We start from the raw sequence: 21992 nt of genomic DNA, 5'->3' as shown, positions 1-21992 counted from the left end.
CCTGCCTTAATGAGCAAGTGACTTTTGGGATATGAAAACAATTCTACTCAATTTATTTCTTTTTTGCAGTCTGAATGCAATAGCCCAAATCACAGGTACTGTAAATGATGAGAAAAAACAACCGCTATCCGGCGCCGTTATCAGATTATACCAGGCTGTTAAAACAGTTAAAATTGCAGTGACCGATAATCAGGGACGTTTCACCTATAACGGAACTGCAGACTATATGATCATTACCTATACAGGATTTCTGACAGACACTTTAAAAAATTTAAGGTCAGATATGATGATCCAACTCAGTCCTGACACAAATACATTAAAAGAGATCATCGTAATATCTCGCCAGCCTATCATTCGCCAGGAAACCGATCGTACGGTGATCAGTGTCAATGAGAAGGTTAGGAAGTTGGCCGACAACGGACTGGATATTGTGAACCTGGCGCCGGGTATAACGGTAAGTGATAATGAAGATATAATCCAGATGAGCGGCAAGTCTGAAGTACAGGTGATGATCAATGATAAAGTGGTGAGGATGACTGCGCGCGATCTGGCCAAAATGTTGAAGGCTATGCCATCAAGCAGTATAAAACAGGTAGAATTCCTCAGTAATCCGCCTGCTAAATATGAAGTAAATGGCAATACCGGAATTATTAATATCAAAACCAATGGGGTTGCTAAGGGGGGTGGAGGCAATGTAGACTATAGCACTTCGCAAAGTAACCACAATTGGACAGACCTCTCCAGCTTATTAAATTATGATGCAGGGAAATTAGCAATCAGCGGTTATGGTGCCTGGCATACTGGGGGTTATCTGACTCAAAATACGAAAATCCGACAGCTATACCCGGATATGATCAATCAACAAACCAGCAGTCTGGATAAATGGAGCGACCCGGTTTTTCGTGTAACCGCCGATTATGTGGCCAACCGCAATAACACTTTTGGTGGCATCATTGAGCGGGAGTCCAGTACGAATACGGACAGCTATAATACTTATTCGCAACAAGGTGCTAACAACTATCAAACCACTAGCTGTAATCTTAGCGTGCGACACTGGAACACCTATAATCTGAACTATCAGTATAGCGATACGCTGGGTACCGAATTGACTGTTGACCTGGATCGAGCCGATTTTTACAAAGATGGCAGTATTGCATTAATGACCACTTTACAACCTCAGCTGAACTATCAAACGACTACTGGGATCAGGATCAGCACCATTAAAGCCGATTATACACATTCCTGGAAAAATACACTCAAGATCGAATCAGGTCTTAAGATTGCTGGTTTACAAACCAATAATACCCAGAACGAACACCTCTTTCATTACCATGAAAATATCATTGCAGTATATACCAGTTTAACACAATCTAAGAGAAATTGGGGCTGGCAATTGGGACTGCGGGCAGAACAAACAGAAGCCAAAGGAGAAACCAGTTCAATCACTAAGCCTGATACAAGTTACATTAACTTATTGCCTTCAGCGTATTTTACTTATTCACCAGGCTCCAAACATCATTTTCGCTTGTCGCTGAGCCGCCGGATCAAACGTCCGGATTACAGCGATCTGCAACCTTTTTCTTATGTGCTTGATCCACTCAACCAGCAAACGGGTAACCCTCAGCTACGCGTGCAGTGCAATGACCAGGCTGAGTTGACTTATACTTTAGATGACAGGATCTCCCTGATCAGTACTCTGAGCCGAGCGGCTGATTACTTTAATACTGTTTATCGCGAGTCAGGCAATATCCTTGTAGAAATGCCGGCTAATGCCGGTACAATGACTACATTGAATTTCGACCTGAACTTCCCGGTGAAAATCTCTAAGTGGTGGAATATGTTGAATAAGCTCAATGCCGGCAACGATCACTTTTCTGGAGAATTGTTCCAGGGTAAACTTGACCAAGGCAAATGGCGCTACCAATTCTCCAGCAGTCAGCGTATTAGCCTGTTCAGTAAATACCAGTTACAGTTGAGCTGTCGATACACTTCTGCTTCGCAAAACCTGATCTATCAGCAACAAAGCAGCGCCAATGCCAGTGCAAGTATCAGCCGTAAACTTTTCAATGATCAGGCTTCAGTGCGGATCGGTATCAGTGATATCTTTAAAACCCAGCGTCAATATACGAGCGTTAACTTCGGTAATTTACAGTATACTGATTTCGGTACTTTTGAGAGCCGCCGTGTTTCCCTGAGTTTCAATTGGCGATTTGGCAATACAAAAATCCGACAGACCGAAGAACGAAGCCGCGGTGACGCTGATGAAAAGAGAAGAAGCGGCAGTTAATTGATGGTTTACTGCTCCAGTAAAGTGTCACTTTTACAAACAGGGGTTGGCGCCTTAGTACGGATGTTATGGATTTAGAGAGATGCTTTAACGAAATATGTTATAAAAAATTGTCAATGTTTTCGAAAGTTTTCGAGTGCATCAATAATCTTCTTTTGGCTTTTAATGGTTTCCCCGTAAAGATCGAGCAATTTATTTTTTTCTTTGATTAAATTTTTGAGCTTATTTAACTCCTCATCACTTTGTACAAGGATATCGATTTCAAATTGAGCCAAATCTTCGTCTTTACGGTAGTAATCGAAGAAATTAATGCCAAGTGCAATGGAGATCCGTGTTAATAAACTGGTATCTATCGAAGTCGATTTTAATAAAGTATCTACCCGGTGTTTGCTAATGCTTATTTGGCCGGCAAGTTGTTCTCTACTCATCGATTTTGCCTTCATCTCTTTCCAGATCAACAACCCAATATTTATGCTCATGGTAAAATTTATCAGGGTTTCTTTTCAGACTCAAATCCGTACAAACCATTTTGATAAAGGTACGATGCCATTTGATAATTGGATATGGCTTCATTAATCAATTTCTGGTTTGCTGGTATGGCCAGGGCGTTTCCAGTGATGAAATCGGGCTTATATGTAGCTGCTTTTTTATTCGGGTCGAGAATAACCAGGGTATTGTTTTTAATGTAACCCAAACTCTGGTAAGTGCTTATAAAAGCTCTTTCATCACTGTCTTTCATTTTAAACACATCCTGACCAAAAAACTTACTGTTGTAACTGAAATTCAGGTAACCGAGAATAGTTGGGCCGATATCAATCTGTGCGGTAAGTTTCTCGAATTTGCCTGGTGTGATGTGTCCCGGGCTGTAAAAAATCATTGGAATATGATATTTATCTACTGGTAGCTGTACTTTACCAGCACTCGAAGCACAGTGATCGGCAACAATGATAAATAGTGTATTCGAAAACCAGGGTTTCTGTTTTGCTTCGCGAATAAACTTACCGATGGCGTAATCGGTATATTTAACTGCACCTTCTCTACCAGTGTGTGATGGAATATTAATCCTTCCTTCGGGGTAAGTATAGGGGCGGTGATTCGAAACCGTCATAATCTGTGCGAAAAAAGGTTTCTTGTTTTTATAATCTTTATCCAGTTCGCGTAACGAAAGCGTAAATAAATCTTCATCGGCTACACCCCATATATTAGAATAATGGATTTCTGAATCCTGAAGTGCACTTCTGTCTGTTACCTGGTAACCATTATTAGAAAAAAACTCATTCATATTATCGAAATATCCATAACCACCATAAATAAACCTGCTGTTGTAGCCTTTAGAACGAAATACACTACCCAGGGTAAACAGGTTTTTATTATCAGGACGTTTTACAATGGATTGGCCCGGTGTAGGTGGGATACAAAGCGATAGTGCCTCTAAACCACGTACTGTACGTGTTCCCGAAGCATACAAGTTACTGAAAAGCAGACCTTGTTTGGCGAGGGAATCGAGTTGGGGAGTAATATGCTGTGTATTACCAAATGTGCCCAAAAATTCAGCACTTAAACTCTCTACACTAATCAATACCACATTCATTTTGTTTTCAGTACCAGCGTTACTGATGGTTCTGGACGTATTTTTAAATACTCCTTTTGCAATAGTATCCTGTTGAAGCAAATTGCCCAAAATGGTTTCTGCATTTTTGATCGGAAGCGTTTTATAGAAAGTATTATAGTCCAGTTGATTATTCCAGAAAGCAAATCCGAAATCGTACATGCCATTGCCCGAAAGCTCATTTACATATTGATTTTTACTGTGGTATTTCCATCTATGGCTTACCCCAAAATAAGTAAGCACTGGCAGGCACAAAAGAATCAAAGCAATTTTGGTGCGTTTACCAAAACCAATTGTATTGGTGGTAGATATAGTGATGGCCTTTCTTAACAAATAAACAATTAACAAGGTTAATATAACCAGGCCTATCATAATACTGTTAATTGGGTACGATTGGCGGATATTTCCAATAACTTCTGTAGTGTACACCAGGTAATCGACCGCTATAAAGTTGTAACGGACCGAAAACTCTTCCCAGAAGAACCATTCTGAAATGGCATTGAAAATAAGGGTGAAAACAACAAAGAAAAAGTAGATGAACAACAGTATTCTGTTGAATTTGCTGGCGTACCACTTGGATGGAAGCACCCATAAGTAAATTACAATGGGAATTACCGCAAAAGATGCAGCAGCAAGGTCATAAAATAATCCAATGATTAAAATTTTAAGGAGATTCAAGATAGACCAATCAACAGCAGATGCACTATAAATTAACAGGGCCACTCTGGTAATCAACGAAATGCTACACAATAGTGCGATAACTAAAAAAACTGTTCCAAACCTGTGGCGTAGTAAACTATTTGTTTTTTCTTTAATGCTCATAATTAATGAAGGATCCAAAGCTTGAATTTTACCTGCTAGTTGTTAAGTGATTGGCGAAGGTAGTTTTCAATTCTGAAGAAATCCTGAAGGTTTGGTTAGGCTTAAAGATATTATTAAAGTATTATATTTAATGATTTATTAATGCTATGTTAATAAATGATGTAGGTTGCTGCTTAAAGATTAGCTTCTCCTATATTACATAATCAAATAAAAATTGATCAATAAAAGCCCAAAAACTGTATTTTATACTACAGTTTTCCTTCAGGATTAATTGGTAATATTGCCGTGTTTATTGGGAAATAGATACAATGATTTTACCTGGATCGTAATCGTATTTTTAATTTTCCGGTTTTAATGATTACTTTATGCGTAAAGAAATAATTAACCAATGAAAATTTTAGTCATTGAAGATGAACGGGCTTTATTAGAGAGTATTCTTGTCTATTTTACAGGAGAAGGTAACATTTGCGAGCATGCTTCAGATTTTGCTGCTGCCAATGAAAAAATATCACTTTACAATTACGATTGTATTCTTTTGGATTTAGGCTTGCCCGGCGGAGAAGGGCTGGAGCTCTTAACCAGGCTTAAACAACTAAAAAAAAGAGATGGGGTACTTATTATTTCTGCACGCCACTCTTTGGATGATAAACTGATGGGGCTTGATCTTGGTGCTGATGATTATTTGGTTAAGCCTTTTCATTTGTCAGAGCTTAAAGCCCGTGTAACTGCTATTATACGCAGAAAGAATTTTGACGGCGCCAACGTTATTATTTTCAACGAGATCACTGTAGATGTTTCAGCAATGAAAATTACCGTTAAAGGCAATCAGGTATTCCTCACCAAAAAAGAGTTCGACCTGTTGGTGTATTTTCTTTCTAACCGCAATAAAGTGGTTACTAAAAATGCAATGGCCGAGCATTTATGGGGCGATGAAATGGACCTCTCGGATGATTTCGATTTTATTTATACACACGTAAAAAATCTCCGCAAAAAACTGCTCGAGGCAGGAGCAGCTGATTATCTTCGTTCTGTTTATGGAATTGGCTATAAATTTGGCGATGTATGAAACTTTCTAACCATTACAATAAGGCAAATATTTTAACCTCTATTGTGGTGCTCATCATTACCGGGTTTGTCTACTATGTTGTAATCCATTTTATTTTAACCGAAAAATTAGATAGAGATTTAGCAGTAGAAGAAAATGAAATTAATCAATATATAAATACTTATCATAAACTCCCCTTACCTGCAAGCTATCTCGATCAACAGATTTCATATAAAATCCTAAACGGGACTAACTCTGAAAGAGAATTTCTGAATACGATTTATTTTAACCCGAAAGAACGTGAAAAAGAACCTGGACGAAGTCTCGTCACCGTTGTACATTTAAATGGTAAAACCATAGCGGTAACCATAACCAAATCGAGAGTAGAATCAGAAAACCTGATCAGGATCATTCTTTTAATAACACTTGGAATTACAGTTGTTTTACTTTTATCCTTATTGCTGATTAACCGATTTGTATTAAACAGACTTTGGCGGCCCTTTTATTCTATTTTAAATCGGATGAAAGCTTTCGAAGTAGCCCGAATGGATACGATCGAACAGGAACCAACCAGAATTGATGAGTTTAATGAGCTAAATAAATCTGTAAATGCCATGGCCGAAAGGGTAAGGCAAGATTACAAGGAACTTAAAAGTTTTACCGATAATGCCTCGCACGAAATGATGACGCCATTAGCTGTAATTAATTCTAAACTGGATTCTTTATTGCAAACAGAATCGTTTACCGAGCAGCAGGGTGCATTATTGGAAGATATTTATCATGCCACAGGGAAATTATCAAGATTACATCAATCGCTATTATTGTTGGCCAAAATTGAAAACAACCTGATTCCCGATTTCCAGGATATTGAACTCAAAGAAATGGCAGAGGCAAAAATCCGTCAGTTTCAGGAGTTACTGGAAAAAAGCAAACTGATCCTGACAGCAGATCTTGCCTCGGTTGAGGTTAAGATGAGCCGCTACCTGGCAGATATTCTATTGAACAATCTTTTTAGCAATGCAGTGCGGCACAATGTAACCAGCGGACACATTTTTCTTAAATTAACTCAACATAGTTTAATGATTTCTAATTCGGGTAAAGCCCGCCAGGTACAAACAAAAATTTTCGATCGCTTTTCTAAAGCCGTAGATTCTGATGGGATGGGGCTTGGTTTGGCCATAACCAAACAGATCTGTAATCTTTATGGCTTTCGCATTGATTATCAGGAAAAAAATGGAGAGCATACTTTTACAGTCTATTTTAATGTAGAATTGTCATCCTGAGGGGTGATTTATTGTATAAAAATCAATATTGATGTGGTGATAAGTGTTACCACCTGTCACTATCGAATTACTCATTACGAGTCTGATTTAGAAAATAGTTTCGTTTACCTATATCTTCAGAATTTCTCCATAATTCGATTATAGTTTTGATTAAAATTTAAACTATGAAAAGGTTTTTAGGAATGCTGTTGATTATGGTCATTTATATCAGTCAAACTTATGCTACTGCCATTATTCAGTCGATCCAAATTATTGATTCGGTTAAAAACGTTCCTGCAGATTCTTTAAGACGATGGTATGCCGGTAATCCGATCCCGAAAAAAAGATTTCAGGCAACAGCATTTATTGCACCTGTTTTACTTGCTGGCTACGGTTTTGCAGCTGTTTATGATCATGGTGCATTAAAACAACTGGATGTAAGTACCAGGGCAGAATTACAGGAAGATCATCCTTTATTTGCGGCCCATGTTGATGATTATCTTCAATTTGCACCTGCTGCTGCGGTGTACGCACTAAATTTATCAGGTATAAAAGGTAAACACAATTTGTTTGATGCTTCCATGTTATATGCTACATCAGCTGCAATTATGGGTGTTTCTACCCATTTTGTGAAACAGGGCGTTGGTAGAGAACGGCCTGATGGGTCGGGGACAAATTCTTTTCCTTCGGGGCATACGGCTTCTGCATTTATGGCTGCAGAATTTCTGCACCAGGAGTATAAAGATGTTAACCCGTGGATAGGTTATGCTGGTTATTTTGTTGCCACGGCCACCGGAACATTGCGGATGTATAATAACAAACACTGGTTCAGTGATGTTGTAGCGGGTGCCGGATTCGGGATTGCTTCTACAAAAATATCCTATCTGGTGTATCCATATATCAAAAGCCTTTTTACCACAAAAAAAGATGGAAATTTTACATTTATGCCCTTCCATCAACAAGGTAGCACGGGTTTAATGCTTTCGGGCAGATTTTAATATTGTTCAATATTTTTTGAATTGAAGTCATCCAGGAATGAATATGAAGGTTAGCTATTTGATTTTATGTTTAATTGCTTTTTGTGTAACGGGTGCTGCTGCGCAAACCACCTCAAAAAATCTGGAGTACTATCTAAAAGAAGCTGAATCCATTAGCCCTGTCCTTAAAGATTATCAGAACCTGCAACGTTCCGCGGGTATAGATAGCCTGATTGTCCGTGCTACCGGAGGACCACAGGTTACGGCCAGTTCTGCTGGCATGTATGCACCAGTTGTTCGTGGTTATGGTTATGATGAGGTGCTTACCAACGGACAGGCGCTAGAGGCATTACTTAATGTAAACTACGACCTGTTGAATAAGAAGCGAATTAATAATCAGCTCCAAAGTATTAAAATTCAAAGCGATTCCATAAAATACGCGGGTCAACTATCACTTTATGATTTGCAACGATCTGTTGTTGATCAATACATATCAGCGTATGCTAGTCAGGAACAGGTAGGTTTTAACCGCGACGTGGTTAGGCTGCTGGAAGAGGAGGAAGCACTGCTTAAAAAACTAACCCGAAACAATATTTATAAGCAATCAGAATATTTAACCTTTCTGGTTACCTTGCAACAACAGCAATTGGTGCTGCAACAAGCTGAATTGCAATTTAAAAATGATTTTGCCACTTTAAATTATTTAGCCGGGATTTCCGATACTACACCAGTTAAGTTAACCAATCCAAAATTACAGGCTGACTTTAATATAACTGCTCAAGGCTTTTTTAATAAACGTTTTGATATTGATAGTTTAAAAAACATCAATCAAAGAAACGCGGTTCAATTTAATTATAATCCTAAATTAGGTGTGTATGCAAATGGTGGATATAATTCTTCATTTGTTTTGCAGCCTTATAAAAACTTTGGCACCAGTATTGGTTTCACTTTCTCTGTACCCATTTACGATGGACACCAGAAAAAAAAGCAGTACCAAAAGCTCAGTTTAGCCGCTAAAACAACTTCAGGATACCGCGATTTTTTTACCCGGCAACAGCAGCAGCAATTACAGCTTATTCGACAGCAAATTAATCAGACTGATGCACTCTTTCCGAAAATTAACGAGCAGATCCGCTTAAGTAAAGACCTAATTGAGGTAGATAGCAAACTAATGCATACTGGTGATTTAAAAGTTGCTGATTTCGTAATTGCAATCAACAACTACATGGCAGCTCAAAACCTGTTGCGGCAAACGAACATTAACCGCTTAAAACTAATCAATCAATTGAATTACTGGAACCGATAACCATGAAAAGCTACGCAAAATTAAAGTCTGGTACTATCGCTTTACTGTTTATTTTTTCAGGATGCAACCGTTCGGCCCCGCCTGAAACTGTGGATGAGCCCTCGCCAATTACACCCGTTCAGGTGACTACCGTAGGCGACAGCGCTCTATCTGAATATGTTGAGCTTTCGGCAGTTTCTGCCTATCTGGAGAAAAGTTTCGTAAAGGCAAACATCAACGGATATGTAGAAAGTACCCATGCCGTATTAGGCAGGCAGGTAGGCAGCCGTCAACTGTTATTTAGTTTAATTACCAAAGAAGCCAAATCGATTGGTAATAGTGTAAATAAGCTAGATGCCGGGTTTAATTTTTCTGGTATTTCCAATATCAGAGCCGATCAGGCCGGAACAATTATCCAGGTAAACCATCAAAAAGGAGATTATGTGCAGGATGGAGAAGCTTTGGCCACCATTAGTAACCGCAATAGTTTGGTTTTTCTGCTTGATTTACCTTATGAATATCATCAGCTTATCAATCAGAATAAAAATATGGATATCCTTTTACCAGATGGGACCAAAATGAGCGGAACAGTTTCAGGCACGATGCCTGCTGTGGATTCATCGGCACAGACCCAACGTTATATTCTTAAAGTGGGTTCAGGTAAAGATATCCCAGAAGGTTTGATTGCGAAGGTAAGGTTAACGAAAGTAAGCCGTACACAGGCTCAGGTGTTGCCAAAATCCGCGGTATTGGCTAACGAAACCGAAGACGAGTTTTGGGTAATGAAACTCATTAATGATTCAACAGCCGTAAGAATAAACGTGAAAAAAGGCATTGAAAACCAGAATACCATTGAAGTACTCGATCCGAAATTTTCAAAAACAGACCGGATCATTACAACTGGAAATTACGGAATTGCTGATACGGCTAAAGTCAAAATCCAGAAATAGCCATGAATAAGTTTTTCATTTCCCATAAAAATCCTATCCTGGCCGTGTTGCTCATTATTATTGTGGGTGGGATTTATTCATTTAATCAGTTAAAAACGGGGCTTTTTCCTGAAATTACTTTTCCGAAGATCAAAATTATTGCAGAGGCAGAATTACAGCCGGTTGATAAGATGGTGGTTACCGTAACCCGGCCTTTAGAAAATGCGGTAAAACAAGTGCCTGATCTTCAATTGGTAAAGAGTACCACCAGCAGGGGCAGTTGCGAGCTTTCTGCATTTATGAATCCTGGTGCAGATATCGATCTGAGTCAGCAGCGGATAGAATCGCAGATTGCCAAAATTAGTGCTTCATTGCCGGCTGGGGTTAATATCTCGGTAGAAAAAATGAATCCTTCTATCCTTCCGGTAAGTGGATATAGCTTAGAAAGCCATAATTATTCGTCAGTTGAACTGAAAAAAATCGCCACCTATACCGTAAAACCTTTTCTTTCGCAGGTTGACGGTGTTTCCGAAATCCGCGTAATAGGTGGTAAGAGCAAGGAATACTGGCTGGAGCTTGATGTACAAAAAATGCAGACGCTGGCCATCACCCCGGATCAGATCAGCACTGCACTCAGCCAAACCAATTTTATTAAATCTAACGGCTACCTGGCCGATCATCATTACCTGTACCTGTCTGTAACCGATGCTACTGTAAAAAACAAAAGCGATCTGGAAAATCTGGTGTTGAGCAGGAAGGGCAACCGGATTATTAAGGTAATGGATGTTGCAAAGGTAAATATCCAGCAAAGCGTAGAATATACCCGCATCAATGCCAATGGGAAAGACGGAATCCTGATTGCGGTAATTAAACAGCCTAATGCTAATCTGGTCGATCTTTCTAACGAGATGTTCACCAAAGTAGAACAACTGAAACATATCCTGCCTGCAGACGTAAGTATAAAACCTTATTATATACAAGCCGATTTTGTAAACGAATCGGTGAAAAGTGTACGCGATAGTTTATTAATTGGTTTGGTATTGGCCATTTTGGTGGCCATTATTTTTTTAAGATCGTTTAAGGCAAGTTTCACCATTTTAATTACCATCCCGGTTACACTTTGTTTAACCATAGTTGTACTCTATTTTATCGGTTATTCGCTCAATATCATGACACTTGGTGCCATTGCCGCCGCCATCGGTTTAATTATTGATGATGCCATAGTGGTGGTAGAACAAATTCACCGTGCACACGAAGAGCATCCGGAGGAGCTTACTATGAGGTTGCTGAGCAAAGCCGTTGGCTATCTTTTTCCGGCTATGCTGGGTTCTTCCATTAGTACTATAGTTATTTTTATACCCTTCGTATTGATGACTGGCGTTGCAGGCGCTTATTTCCAGGTAATGACCAACACGATAATTATTACGCTGGTTTGTTCTTTCTTTGTTACCTGGATTGGCTTACCGGTAATTTACCTTTTGCTTACCCGTAAAGGGGGTAGTCATGCTGCTTCTGGTAAAAAGGTAGTCGTACACGAGGTTAAATCACAAAATTGGGTGCCTTATTTTATTCAACGACCTTATATCAGCATTGCATTTATACTGGTGCTTATCACATCAATTGTGCTCGTTTTTCCACGTTTAGAAACCGGGTTCCTCCCCGAAATGGACGAGGGGAGTATTGTATTGGATTATGCCTCGCCTCCAGGCACCTCGCTCGAGGAAACCGACAGAATGCTTAAAGAAGTAGAAAAGGAAATCGTTAAAATCCCCGAGGTTGAAGCTTATTCGCGAAGAACAGGAACACAGATGGGTTTTTTTATTACCGAACCCAATACCGGCGATTACCTGATCCAGCTGAAACATAACAGGACAAAAAGCACAGCTGAAGTGATCTCAGAGATACGTAAGCATATCGAAAATACGCAACCGGCATTAGTAATTGATTTTGGACAGGTAATTGGCGACATGTTAGGCGATTTAATGAGCACTACCAAACCCATTGAGGTAAAAATTTTCGGCAATGACCAGGAAAAACTGCAGGCTTTATCTAAAAAGGTAGCCGATCTGATTTCGCATGTAGGTGGTACAGCCGATGTGTTTGATGGCATTGTACACTCAGGGCCAACTGTAAATATTGAGCCTGATTTTACCATGCTGGCACTGTACGGTGTTAGTCCGGTATCTTTTCAATCGCAGCTCCAAACCGCTATGCAGGGAACTTTAATTGGCGATTTATACGATAAGAAACAGCTTTCGCCCATCCGCATGGTTTACCCCGGAAGCAGAAGTTTTAGCGTGGCCGATATCTACAAGCTTAAAATTTTCTTACCCAATGGAACGGCTATGCCTATACAACAGATGGCTAAGGTTGATCTCAAAGCAGGGAATGCCGAAGTAGAAAGAGAAAATTTGCAGACCATTGGCGTGGTTACGGCAAGGTTAGACAACCGTGATCTGGGCAGCGTAATGAAAGACCTGAAGAAAGCTGTAAATACCAACATAAGCCTGCCTTCAGGTTATCATATCGAATATGGTGGTGCATATAAAGAACAACAACAATCTTTCTCCGAGCTACTCACCATCCTTATCGCCTCAAGTTTATTGGTGTTTAGTGTCATCCTGTTTCTGTTCAAAGATTTTAAAATAGCCTTTCTCATTTTATTGATCTCTGTACTCGGCATTTCAGGAAGTTATTTAGCCTTGTTTTTAACAGATACACCACTCAATGTGGGCAGTTATACCGGGTTGATTATGATTGTAGGCATTATCGGCGAGAATGCCATATTTACTTTTCTACAGTTTAGAGAATCCCTTGCCGAACAAAGTGTTGATGATGCAATAACCTTTGCCATCTCTACCCGTTTACGACCGAAATTAATGACTGCACTTGGGGCAATTATTGCTTTAATGCCTTTGGCTTTGGGTATTGGGGCAGGTGCGCAATTGCACCAGCCATTGGCTATAGCTGTAATTGGGGGTTTTATGATAGCCCTGCCATTATTACTAATCGCCTTACCAAGTCTGATCAGGAAAATTTATATGTAGTGGTGTGAAATTTGGGCTATTGGGTTGTGCTTTGATAATTAATCTTTTGAAGAAATAGCTATTTATAAATGATCCAATAAGCCTGTTTTTAAAAAGATTTTCTACATTTGCATTTAAATAGAAAAAATAATAATTAATCACTCTTGCATTTGTAGAGAAATCGCTTTATATTTGCACCTCTTAATTTTACAATAGATAATATACAGTCATGAAAAGAACATACCAACCTTCGCAAAGAAAGAGAAGAAACAAACACGGCTTCCGCGAAAGAATGGCAACAGCTAACGGCAGACGAGTATTAGCATCACGTCGTGCTAAAGGAAGAAAAAGATTAACAGTTTCTGACGAACGCAAGCATAAAGCATAATTTTTGATTGCTTTTCCGTTAATTCGGAATCGGCAGATCAAAATCTGCAATTATCAATCAAAATATATGTACACATTCAGAAAAGAAGAACGGTTATGCAGCAGGAAACATTTAGACCTGTTGTTTAAAAACGGTTCTTCTTTTTTATTATATCCCTTTCGGATTTCTTATCTTTTTGTTGATGCACCTGCTAACGTACAAGCACAGGTAGTGATCAATGTTCCTAAAAAAAGATATAAACGGGCAGTAGACCGCAATCTGCTCAAGCGTCGCATACGCGAAGCTTATCGCCTAAACAAACAAGATAAATTATACATGCCATTACCTACGGATCGGGGATTACTTTTGTTTTCCATCCAGTTTGTAGGGAAGGATAAGTACGAATTTGCTTTTATCGAGAAAAAACTGATCGCTACCTTTAAGCGTTTCCAAAATTTAATCCAGCCCAATGAAATTCATCAATAAAATTTTTGGATGGTTTTTTTTAGGTTTGATCAAAATTTATCAATACGCCATTTCACCTATGCTTGGCGCAAACTGCCGCTTTACACCAACCTGCTCTCAATATGGGATAGAGGCCATTAAAAAGCATGGACCATTTAAAGGTGGCTGGCTGGCGCTGAAACGTATTGGCCGTTGTCATCCCTGGGGTAAACATGGGCATGATCCGGTTCCATAGGAGAGTTAACTGGTTCATTAGTCATTAGTTCATTTGTTACCACCGCTGACTGGTTATTAATTCATTAACCACTTGATTATTGGTTAAAGTGGCCGTCATTTTGAGTATAACACAGCGGAACGGAGAAATCTATTTCGTTTGGTTCAATTATCCTTCGACTCCGCTACTATAGACAGAATCATTACTGCGGCGTCATTCCCGCGTAGGCCTATCGTGTGGACACATCTTTTTTAAGTATTTTTAGGCTTTTTGCTAGCCAACTTTAATAAAGCACGGATTTTAACCAAGGACGCTGTCAATCCCAGGAGCCGGGGAAATCAAAAAAACAGTTGCACAACAGTAAAAATAATACTAACAAACCTGAAACGCAGTGGTTTTGTGTTCATAACCGATGATGATTTAATTTTAAAAAATATTGAACACAAAACGAAGTGCCGCTGTTTTTTTGATGCGCGTGAGATTGCGCAAAAGGCTCATTGCTGGATTCGATAGCCATCGGATGACAAAGCGCTTTGGGTACTTTGGCGCTCCAAAGTGCCATGCTCAGCGGCATAGAGCGATAGAAGAATGTTATAATTAATTGTGTCCACACGATAGGCGCAGGCGGGAACCACGCAGTGCTCAGCGAAGCTAATCTTAAAGCGCTTGCATTACGATTATTCATAAGTTTCCCTTGTTTCAAAGGCATTCATGAGCACTCAGTGGTTCCCAATCGAGTTGGGAATGACGATCTCTCGAAGCCTGTAATTAGTCAAAAAGTTCTGTTATTCATATTGAATTTTATAAAATAAATTATCCTTCAGGATGACATGGCACGAAGGGTATTTGACTTAGGACTAAAAACTTCGGACCAGCAGCGCCCATCTTCCAATATCCCTCTTACATCTTCCATTTTTACTTATCTTTGCTCCATGGCTAAAATACTTCAAATAGAAACTGCTACGGCAATCTGTTCTGTGGCATTATCTGTTAACGGCAAAACAATTTCATTTAAAGAAGAGCAAGGACACAACCTGCACGCAGCAAATTTAACCCTGTTTATTGATGAGGTAGTTAGAACTGCAGGGCTAAGCTATCAGGAACTCGATGCCATTGCCGTAAGTAAAGGCCCCGGATCTTATACCGGATTGAGAATTGGTGTTTCTACTGCTAAAGGACTTTGTTATGCTTTAGATAAACCGCTGATTGCAATTGAAACATTAGAAATGATGGCAGCCGGTTACTTAGCGGAGAACCCGCATTATTCTGGTTTAATTTGCCCGATGATCGATGCCCGTAGAATGGAAGTGTATACCTCAATTTTCGACTTGTCATTAAACATAATTACACCAACTGAAGCCAAAATTATTGATGAAACAAGTTTTACCGATTATCTCACACAGGAAACACTTACTTTTATTGGTGATGGCTCAGCCAAGTGTGCTGAAGTTTTAATACATCAAAATGCAAAATTCGATGAAGCCAACTTCAATTCTGCAACATACATGTCGCGTTTAGCTAACGAAGCTTTCGGCAGTAGTAATTTCGAAGACGTAGCTTATTTCGAACCTTTTTACCTGAAAGATTTTGTAGTTACCCAATCTAAAAAGCAACAAGCGCAAGGTTAAGCTTATTTTCTTTTAAAGATCGAAAACAGGTTTTTAAAGAAACTGTCACTATCACTTTTGTCATTAATGCCTGGTATCACATCGGCAAATTGAGGATGGTTAACCACGTTTCCAAATTTAATACCTACCCCCATGTAAAAAGAGGCACCATTAGGTCCGCTGCCTGTATAAGCATCTTTTTTAATTAGTCCATAAGCCTGGTAACCTGTAGCCACAAAATTATCAGTACCCATAAACACCTCAAAGTTAGGCGTCTGGTATTTTCCTTGCAGCCCAACCATAAAAACACCATTCAAATTATATAATGGGGTAATGCTTCCTGAAAGGTTGTTAACAATAAAAGTGTTTACAAAAGCGATATCCCCGCCTTTGTAGAACAGGTTTTTCGAAACGGCCACTGCGGGTTTATAAAAACCATAACGTTTAGATAGATAAACATCCAGTTTAGCATTGGTTGGGGCTAAAAACTCTTTGGGTTGCTCTGAAAGGAGAAAAATGTCTTTTATTTCCTGATTCGTGTTCGACTGGTTGTTTTCTATATTTTCTATAATTTTTGATTGATTTATCGAGGTACGTTGGGTATTGCTGCGCCACCAGATAAAGCCTAAATCTTTAACGTTTGCCATTAAAAACAGTCCCTTTTTCGTAGTGTAATTTGTTCCAAAACTTAATGATAAACCAGGGTTTTTAAAATTTGGGAAGAAATTTTTCTTATCTACCTCGTTAAAGTCAGAGAAGTTAGCTGAATAAGTTCCTTTCAAGCCAATTAACAGCGCATCTGATTCGGGAGCGATGTACAAATAAGAATCTGAAACATCTAATTTATTATAAAGTATTCCACTCAGTACACTTGCTTTCAGCCCAAATGCAAGCCTTTTATTCCAGTTTTCACGATAGGTAAAGCTAAACTGGTGATAGCTTTGTTGGTATCCTTTTGTATCGAATATGCCTGTATATTGCTTATCTGGTGTAAAACGTTCGAACGAATCAAAAATAGCCAGAGTTTCGTTGGTATAATCGATATGTGCATCAGACCTGATCTGCCACGAAAAGCCCATTTCTTTTTGATATTTATAAGATTTGAAAAGCCTGAAAGCTGCTACATAGATATTACTGTTTTCAAAAAAATGATTCACTTCTCCAGTGCCAATTGGTAAACTTCTTGTATCAAAAACACCTGCCTGCGTTAATTTTCTTATAGCCAGCCTGGAGCTTCCCATATTAACGGCATTCGTTCCAAAATAAGGTAAGAAGAAATTAGAAGAAAATCTTCGTGATGAATCCAAGGTGAAAGATTTCTGAGATGGGTTTTCGAATGCATCAAACATGGTTTTAGTGCCAAAAAGCGCATATTGTTGTGCATTTGCAACCCCAAAGCTGGTTATTGCCAGTAACGCAAGTAAAAGTTTCTTCATGTAAAATAGTTTCTTGGGATGGTTTCCTTATTAACGGTTACTTAGTGAATCTGGTATTTCTGGTTGTATATATTTGTTTAAAAGCAAGTTAGTGATAAACTTGTCTTTATCTGAACTCATTTGGTAGCAAAAGGTATCGAAACTTTTTAAGCCACTATCAGCCCGTAAATGTTTGTAGAAATTCAGTTGAATATTATGTCTGAAAATATCCGCAGAATTTTTGGTATTGATGTAATAACTCACATTCGATGTGGTAGAAATCTGGTTCACTGCATCTAAATATTGGGGCGTTTGTATTAAGAGTCTGTTGTTTTTATAATCATTTAAAAATGATTGTAATGTGCTCGCATTATTGGCTACTATTAAATTATTATCTACAATGGTATAATAAGGCCGCGTAAATTTTTTAAACGGCTCCCCAAAATAACTGTATAAGATATCAGCCGATTTAAACACTTTAATATCTTCGTTATAATCTGCACTTACATCAAGCAATAATTGTTTTGTTTTTTCTCCATTTGATAATGAAATTGCCCCTAGTTTTTCGGTGGTACTTAACTGAAAAAGAATAAACTGATTTTTCGTGTAAGTAGTAAATATCAAATTTAAATCTGTTCTGTAATCATCCTTTACTTTTTTTATTGCTGCACCGGTTTTTGAAAGTATTTTCGTCTGTTCCTGCCAGCTATTCAGTTTTTTGAGCCATTTGCCATAATCATCATAAGCATAAAGTGCATAATTTGCGGTATTATCAGGCAGGATATTTTGGATAGATGTATTTTGTACGGCAGTGTTTTCGAATAATTTAAGATAATTATGCTGATCTTTTAATTCGGTACTCCCGCTGAAAAGAATTTTCTCTTTACTGAAATTGTAATTGAGTACAGCGAAACTGTTCTGTTGGTTAAAAATTGAAATCTCGCCATTAATGTTGCCGGCAATAATATTTTTAAGCAATAAAGGGGCCTGGTTAAAATTGATATAAACCTGGGTGAGCACATTTTTAATTTGACGGTTATTCTCTTTAATGTATTCGGTAAAGGGATTCTCAGTTAAACGTACATTGGCATCATTGATCAGTTTGAGCGATGTTGATGCCGTTAATACCTGGTCATGAATGCCTAAATAAACCGATAAACTATCATTGAGCTTCAACTTGTACAGGTCTTTGGTATTTTTGCTGATCGCTTTTTTAAATTTTAACTGTTCGTAGAATTTTTTGATGTCATTTTCACCTTGTATCTGCACGGTAATTAAGAAGTTCAGCGTTTTATTTGATTCGGGCAGTACACTAATATAAACCTGCTGATCTTTCAGGTATCTGTTTAACAGATTATCGTCAATGATACTTGTTTTTAGCTGTTTTAACAGGTTCATTTTATCCTTCCCTAAAACCTGTTGGATAAGCTGTTGCCCTTCAATGATATCGTAAAAACCTTTATCGTTTTGAAAAGAAAATACCAGAGCAGCATTATTTGTTGCCGATTGCAGCGCCAGGTCTTTCGCATCATTATCAATTCCCAATTTCGAAAAATAGAGGTAGGCCATAAAGGTTACACCTAAAAATAATGCACTTGTTAGAATTATGATTTTTTTCATTTGCTGTGCAACAAATTTAATTTATTACATTGATTAGTGAGAAGTTCTTTGCCAATTTATTAATTTAGCGATTGCTACTAGCAAATAACTATGAATAAACGAATAATCCTTACCGCTTCTTTTTTTGGTGCTGTTGCTGTTTTACTGGGCGCATTTGGCGCTCATGGCCTAAAGGCGCTAATTGATGGACCATCATTAGAAATCTGGCAAAAAGGTGTTGATTATCAGTTCTATCATACATTTGCGCTATTGTACCTTTCAACCTTTGCCCGTTATCGGAACAAGCTCATTAATATCGCTTATTTCTGCTTCACATTTGGAATCATCCTTTTTTCAGGATCGTTATATTTATTGGCTACCCGAAGCATATCGCATTTAGGATTTACTGAATTTATTGGCCCAATTACACCGATTGGCGGGCTTTTATTTGTATTGGGATGGATAATGCTCTTTTTTGCGGCATTTAAAGATAAATAATGAATACTTTCGAAAACGATATTTTTTCAGAAAGAGAAACACTTTTTGTGGAAGTCATTTTGCCATTATCTTTGGCGAAAAACTATACTTACCGGGTACCTTTTGATTTAAACGACCAGATCGCTGTTGGAAAACGGGTGGTGGTGCAATTTGGAAAGCATAAAATTTACACCGCTTTAATTAGTGGAATCAGCACGGTACCACCGGTGGTTTATGAAGCGAAATATATTATCGATGTTGTAGATGCCGAGCCTGTAATTACACCCATGCAACTTAAATTCTGGACATGGATGACCAATTATTACATGTGCAATGAAGGTGATGTAATGGCGGCTGCATTGCCTGCAAGTTTAAAATTGGCCAGCGAAACCATATTGATTCTTCGTGAAGATTACAATGAAGACACTGCGCTTACCGATAAGGAAGAAATCATCATCAATGCACTAAAACAGCAACAGAAACTTACGGTTAATGATGTTTCTAAGCTACTGGGGCAGAAAACAGTGTATCCAATCATCAATCATTTGCTCGATAAAGAACTGGTGCTGGTAGCTGAAGAGGTGGTGCAGAAATATAAACCTTTGCTTAAATCGTTTATCATTTTAAATGACTTTTATAGTGATGAAGAAAATTTAAAACAGCTTTTTAATGTTTTAGATCGGGCACCTAAACAATTAGACGCTTTACTGGCTTACCTGAAATTACAAAAATCAAATCTTCCGATCGCTAAAGAACAGCTTTTGGAAGAAAGTAATTGTGGACCAGCGGCATTAAAGGCTTTAACCGACAAAGATATTTTTGTAGTAATGAAAAGGCCGGTTAGCCGTTTGGCTGTTCACGATGAAGAGTTTAGTGTTAATTTTGAACTGAACGAAGGTCAGCAGAAGGCATTGAGCCAGATTAACCAGCATTTTGATGAGAAAGAGGTGGTTTTGCTTCATGGTGTCACGGCGTCAGGAAAAACACAGGTTTATATTAAACTGATTGAAAAAATTATCCAGAATACAGATGGACAGGTATTGTTCCTGCTTCCCGAAATTGCCTTAACCACACAGATTGTAGAGCGGATCAAACGTTATTTTGGCAATTCAATCGGGGTATACCATTCTAAATTCAACAATAGCGAAAGGGTAGAAATCTGGAATAAGGTGAGAACAGGTGCGTATAAAGTAATCTTAGGCGCTCGTTCAGCCGTTTTTCTTCCATTTCAGCACTTAAAATTAATTGTGGTTGATGAAGAACATGAACCGTCATATAAACAATACGATCCGGCACCACGTTATCAGGCCAGGGACGCAGCCATTTATTTAGGATACCTGCATCAGGCAAAAGTGATTTTAGGTTCAGCTACGCCCTCCTTAGAGAGTTATCATAATGCTTTACAAGGTAAATACGGACTCGTGGAGATGAAAGAGCGTTTTGGCGGAGTTCAGCTTCCTAATCAGCAGGTGGTAAGTATTTCGGAAGAAACAAAGAAAAAAACGATGAGTTCGTATTTTTCGAGCGTGTTGATCAAAGATATCGATCTGGCACTTTCAAAAAAAGAGCAGATTGTATTGTTTCAGAACAGGAGGGGCTACGCTACCATTCTAATCTGTGCAACCTGTGGTTATACACCAAAATGCGTAAACTGCGATGTAAGTTTAACCTATCATAAAAGCAGTGGGAAATTACATTGTCACTATTGTGGCTATCAGCAAAGCAGTGTAAATATCTGTCCCGCCTGTGGTTCAGTACATGTGGAGCAAAAAGGTTTTGGTACAGAGCGTATTGAAGAAGAACTCAGGTTACTTTATCCTGAAGTGACTATTGCCCGGCTGGATATGGATAGTACGAGGACAAAAAATGGACTTCAGCAGATTTTAAATGACTTTCAGGAGAAGAAAACCGACATTTTAATTGGCACACAGATGGTGGCCAAAGGGCTTGATTTCGACAACCTGAACCTTATTGGGGTAATTAATGCCGATACACTTTTAGGTTATCCTGATTTCCGCGCTTACGAAAGGAGCTTCCAGCTGTTGGCACAGGTTGCGGGTAGGGCAGGTAGAAGAGCTGACCAGGGTAATGTTTGTATCCAGACTTACGATGCCGAAAATCGAATCATCAAGCAGGTGGTGAACAACGACTACGAGGGGATGTATAATGATGAAATTGTTGAACGCGAGAAATTTCTTTATCCGCCATTTTCGCGGATGATATTTTTGTACATCAAACATAAGGATTCGAATGTTTTAGATCATGCTGCATTTATATTGGCCAATATCCTGAAAGGAAAATTTGGTAAACGTGTTTTAGGTCCCGAACAACCGTTGGTAAGCCGTGTACGGAATCTCTATATCAAACAGATTATTATTAAAGCCGACAAGCATACGGCCATTCAGAAAGTTAAAGATGCATTAAGAGAAACCCTGACCGAATTTAATGCAACCAAAGAGTTTAAAGGCGTTTTTACACAAATAGACGTAGATCCGTATTAGAAAGGAGCGTGTATTGTCATGCTGAATTTAGTGGAGCATCTGCGAGAGATAAGTAACAAACTTTAATTAAGGACAGCGCAGTTTTTAGCTGATGCGTTTAGGCAA

The 21992-nt window shown here is 38.7% G+C and carries 17 protein-coding genes; 13 read left to right on the top strand and 4 right to left on the bottom strand.

What is annotated here, in order from left to right:
* Positions 1 to 31: 31 nt before the first annotated feature.
* The gene (locus FFJ24_RS11985) at positions 32 to 2287 is read left to right on the top strand and encodes an outer membrane beta-barrel family protein (RefSeq protein ID WP_138821716.1); all 2256 of its coding nucleotides are present in this window, start codon (positions 32 to 34) and stop codon (positions 2285 to 2287) included.
* Positions 2288 to 2400: 113 nt separating this feature from the next.
* Here FFJ24_RS11985 and FFJ24_RS11980 read toward each other — a convergent pair whose 3' ends face one another.
* Positions 2401 to 2766, bottom strand: coding sequence for a helix-turn-helix domain-containing protein (locus FFJ24_RS11980; protein ID WP_138821715.1), 366 nt, complete (start codon positions 2764 to 2766; stop codon positions 2401 to 2403).
* Between the two features lie 11 nt (positions 2767 to 2777).
* Positions 2778 to 4718: an LTA synthase family protein gene (locus FFJ24_RS11975; RefSeq protein WP_138821714.1), complete on the bottom strand. Its 1941-nt coding sequence runs from the start codon at positions 4716 to 4718 to the stop codon at positions 2778 to 2780.
* Between the two features lie 388 nt (positions 4719 to 5106).
* On the opposite strand from FFJ24_RS11975, the gene FFJ24_RS11970 reads away from it, so the two are divergent.
* The 10 genes from FFJ24_RS11970 (at position 5107) to tsaB (ending at position 15916) form a co-directional block, all read left to right on the top strand.
* Positions 5107 to 5784 (top strand): response regulator transcription factor, encoded by a 678-nt coding sequence (locus FFJ24_RS11970; protein ID WP_138821713.1) that lies wholly within the window; start codon positions 5107 to 5109, stop codon positions 5782 to 5784.
* Positions 5781 to 7046: a HAMP domain-containing sensor histidine kinase gene (locus tag FFJ24_RS11965; RefSeq protein WP_138821712.1), complete on the top strand. Its 1266-nt coding sequence runs from the start codon at positions 5781 to 5783 to the stop codon at positions 7044 to 7046. The genes FFJ24_RS11970 and FFJ24_RS11965 overlap by 4 nt, the downstream gene beginning before the upstream one ends.
* Before the next feature lie 164 nt (positions 7047 to 7210).
* Complete coding sequence (locus FFJ24_RS11960; RefSeq protein WP_246862797.1) at positions 7211 to 8023, top strand: phosphatase PAP2 family protein; 813 nt, start codon at positions 7211 to 7213, stop codon at positions 8021 to 8023.
* 43 nt (positions 8024 to 8066) lie between these two features.
* Positions 8067 to 9308 carry a TolC family protein gene (locus FFJ24_RS11955; RefSeq protein ID WP_168202461.1) on the top strand — a complete coding sequence of 414 codons (1242 nt, stop codon included), beginning with the start codon at positions 8067 to 8069 and terminating at the stop codon, positions 9306 to 9308.
* Between the two features lie 2 nt (positions 9309 to 9310).
* Complete coding sequence (locus FFJ24_RS11950; protein WP_138821710.1) at positions 9311 to 10237, top strand: efflux RND transporter periplasmic adaptor subunit; 927 nt, start codon at positions 9311 to 9313, stop codon at positions 10235 to 10237.
* Between the two features lie 2 nt (positions 10238 to 10239).
* The gene (locus FFJ24_RS11945) at positions 10240 to 13263 is read left to right on the top strand and encodes an efflux RND transporter permease subunit (protein ID WP_138821709.1); all 3024 of its coding nucleotides are present in this window, start codon (positions 10240 to 10242) and stop codon (positions 13261 to 13263) included.
* Between the two features lie 208 nt (positions 13264 to 13471).
* Entirely contained in the window at positions 13472 to 13630 is a 159-nt protein-coding gene (rpmH, locus tag FFJ24_RS11940; protein ID WP_010601723.1) for a 50S ribosomal protein L34, read from the top strand.
* Positions 13631 to 13696: 66 nt separating this feature from the next.
* A complete protein-coding gene (locus FFJ24_RS11935) occupies positions 13697 to 14095 on the top strand; it encodes a ribonuclease P protein component (RefSeq protein ID WP_138821708.1) in 399 nt (132 codons plus the stop codon).
* On the top strand, positions 14079 to 14309 hold the full coding sequence (gene yidD / locus FFJ24_RS11930; protein ID WP_025142648.1) for a membrane protein insertion efficiency factor YidD: 231 nt from the start codon (positions 14079 to 14081) through the stop codon (positions 14307 to 14309). The genes FFJ24_RS11935 and yidD overlap by 17 nt, the downstream gene beginning before the upstream one ends.
* A gap of 911 nt (positions 14310 to 15220) precedes the next feature.
* Positions 15221 to 15916: a tRNA (adenosine(37)-N6)-threonylcarbamoyltransferase complex dimerization subunit type 1 TsaB gene (tsaB, locus tag FFJ24_RS11925; RefSeq protein ID WP_138821707.1), complete on the top strand. Its 696-nt coding sequence runs from the start codon at positions 15221 to 15223 to the stop codon at positions 15914 to 15916.
* A gap of 2 nt (positions 15917 to 15918) precedes the next feature.
* Here tsaB and FFJ24_RS11920 read toward each other — a convergent pair whose 3' ends face one another.
* Both FFJ24_RS11920 and FFJ24_RS11915 read right to left on the bottom strand, forming a co-directional pair.
* The gene (locus tag FFJ24_RS11920; protein ID WP_138821706.1) at positions 15919 to 17331 is read right to left on the bottom strand and encodes a DUF5723 family protein; all 1413 of its coding nucleotides are present in this window, start codon (positions 17329 to 17331) and stop codon (positions 15919 to 15921) included.
* A 30-nt stretch (positions 17332 to 17361) separates the two neighbouring features.
* Complete coding sequence (locus tag FFJ24_RS11915; RefSeq protein ID WP_138821705.1) at positions 17362 to 18930, bottom strand: hypothetical protein; 1569 nt, start codon at positions 18928 to 18930, stop codon at positions 17362 to 17364.
* A gap of 90 nt (positions 18931 to 19020) precedes the next feature.
* Here FFJ24_RS11915 and FFJ24_RS11910 point away from each other — a divergent pair, with 90 nt between their 5' ends.
* Together FFJ24_RS11910 and priA are read left to right on the top strand one after the other, a co-directional pair.
* Entirely contained in the window at positions 19021 to 19407 is a 387-nt protein-coding gene (locus tag FFJ24_RS11910; protein WP_029279875.1) for a DUF423 domain-containing protein, read from the top strand.
* Positions 19407 to 21887: a primosomal protein N' gene (gene priA, locus FFJ24_RS11905; protein WP_138821704.1), complete on the top strand. Its 2481-nt coding sequence runs from the start codon at positions 19407 to 19409 to the stop codon at positions 21885 to 21887. Before FFJ24_RS11910 ends, priA begins: the two co-directional genes overlap by 1 nt.
* Positions 21888 to 21992 lie beyond the last annotated feature (105 nt).

The organism is Pedobacter sp. KBS0701, assembly GCF_005938645.2.
Lineage (GTDB): Bacteria > Bacteroidota > Bacteroidia > Sphingobacteriales > Sphingobacteriaceae > Pedobacter.
This window is presented reverse-complemented; position numbering and strand designations above follow the sequence as displayed.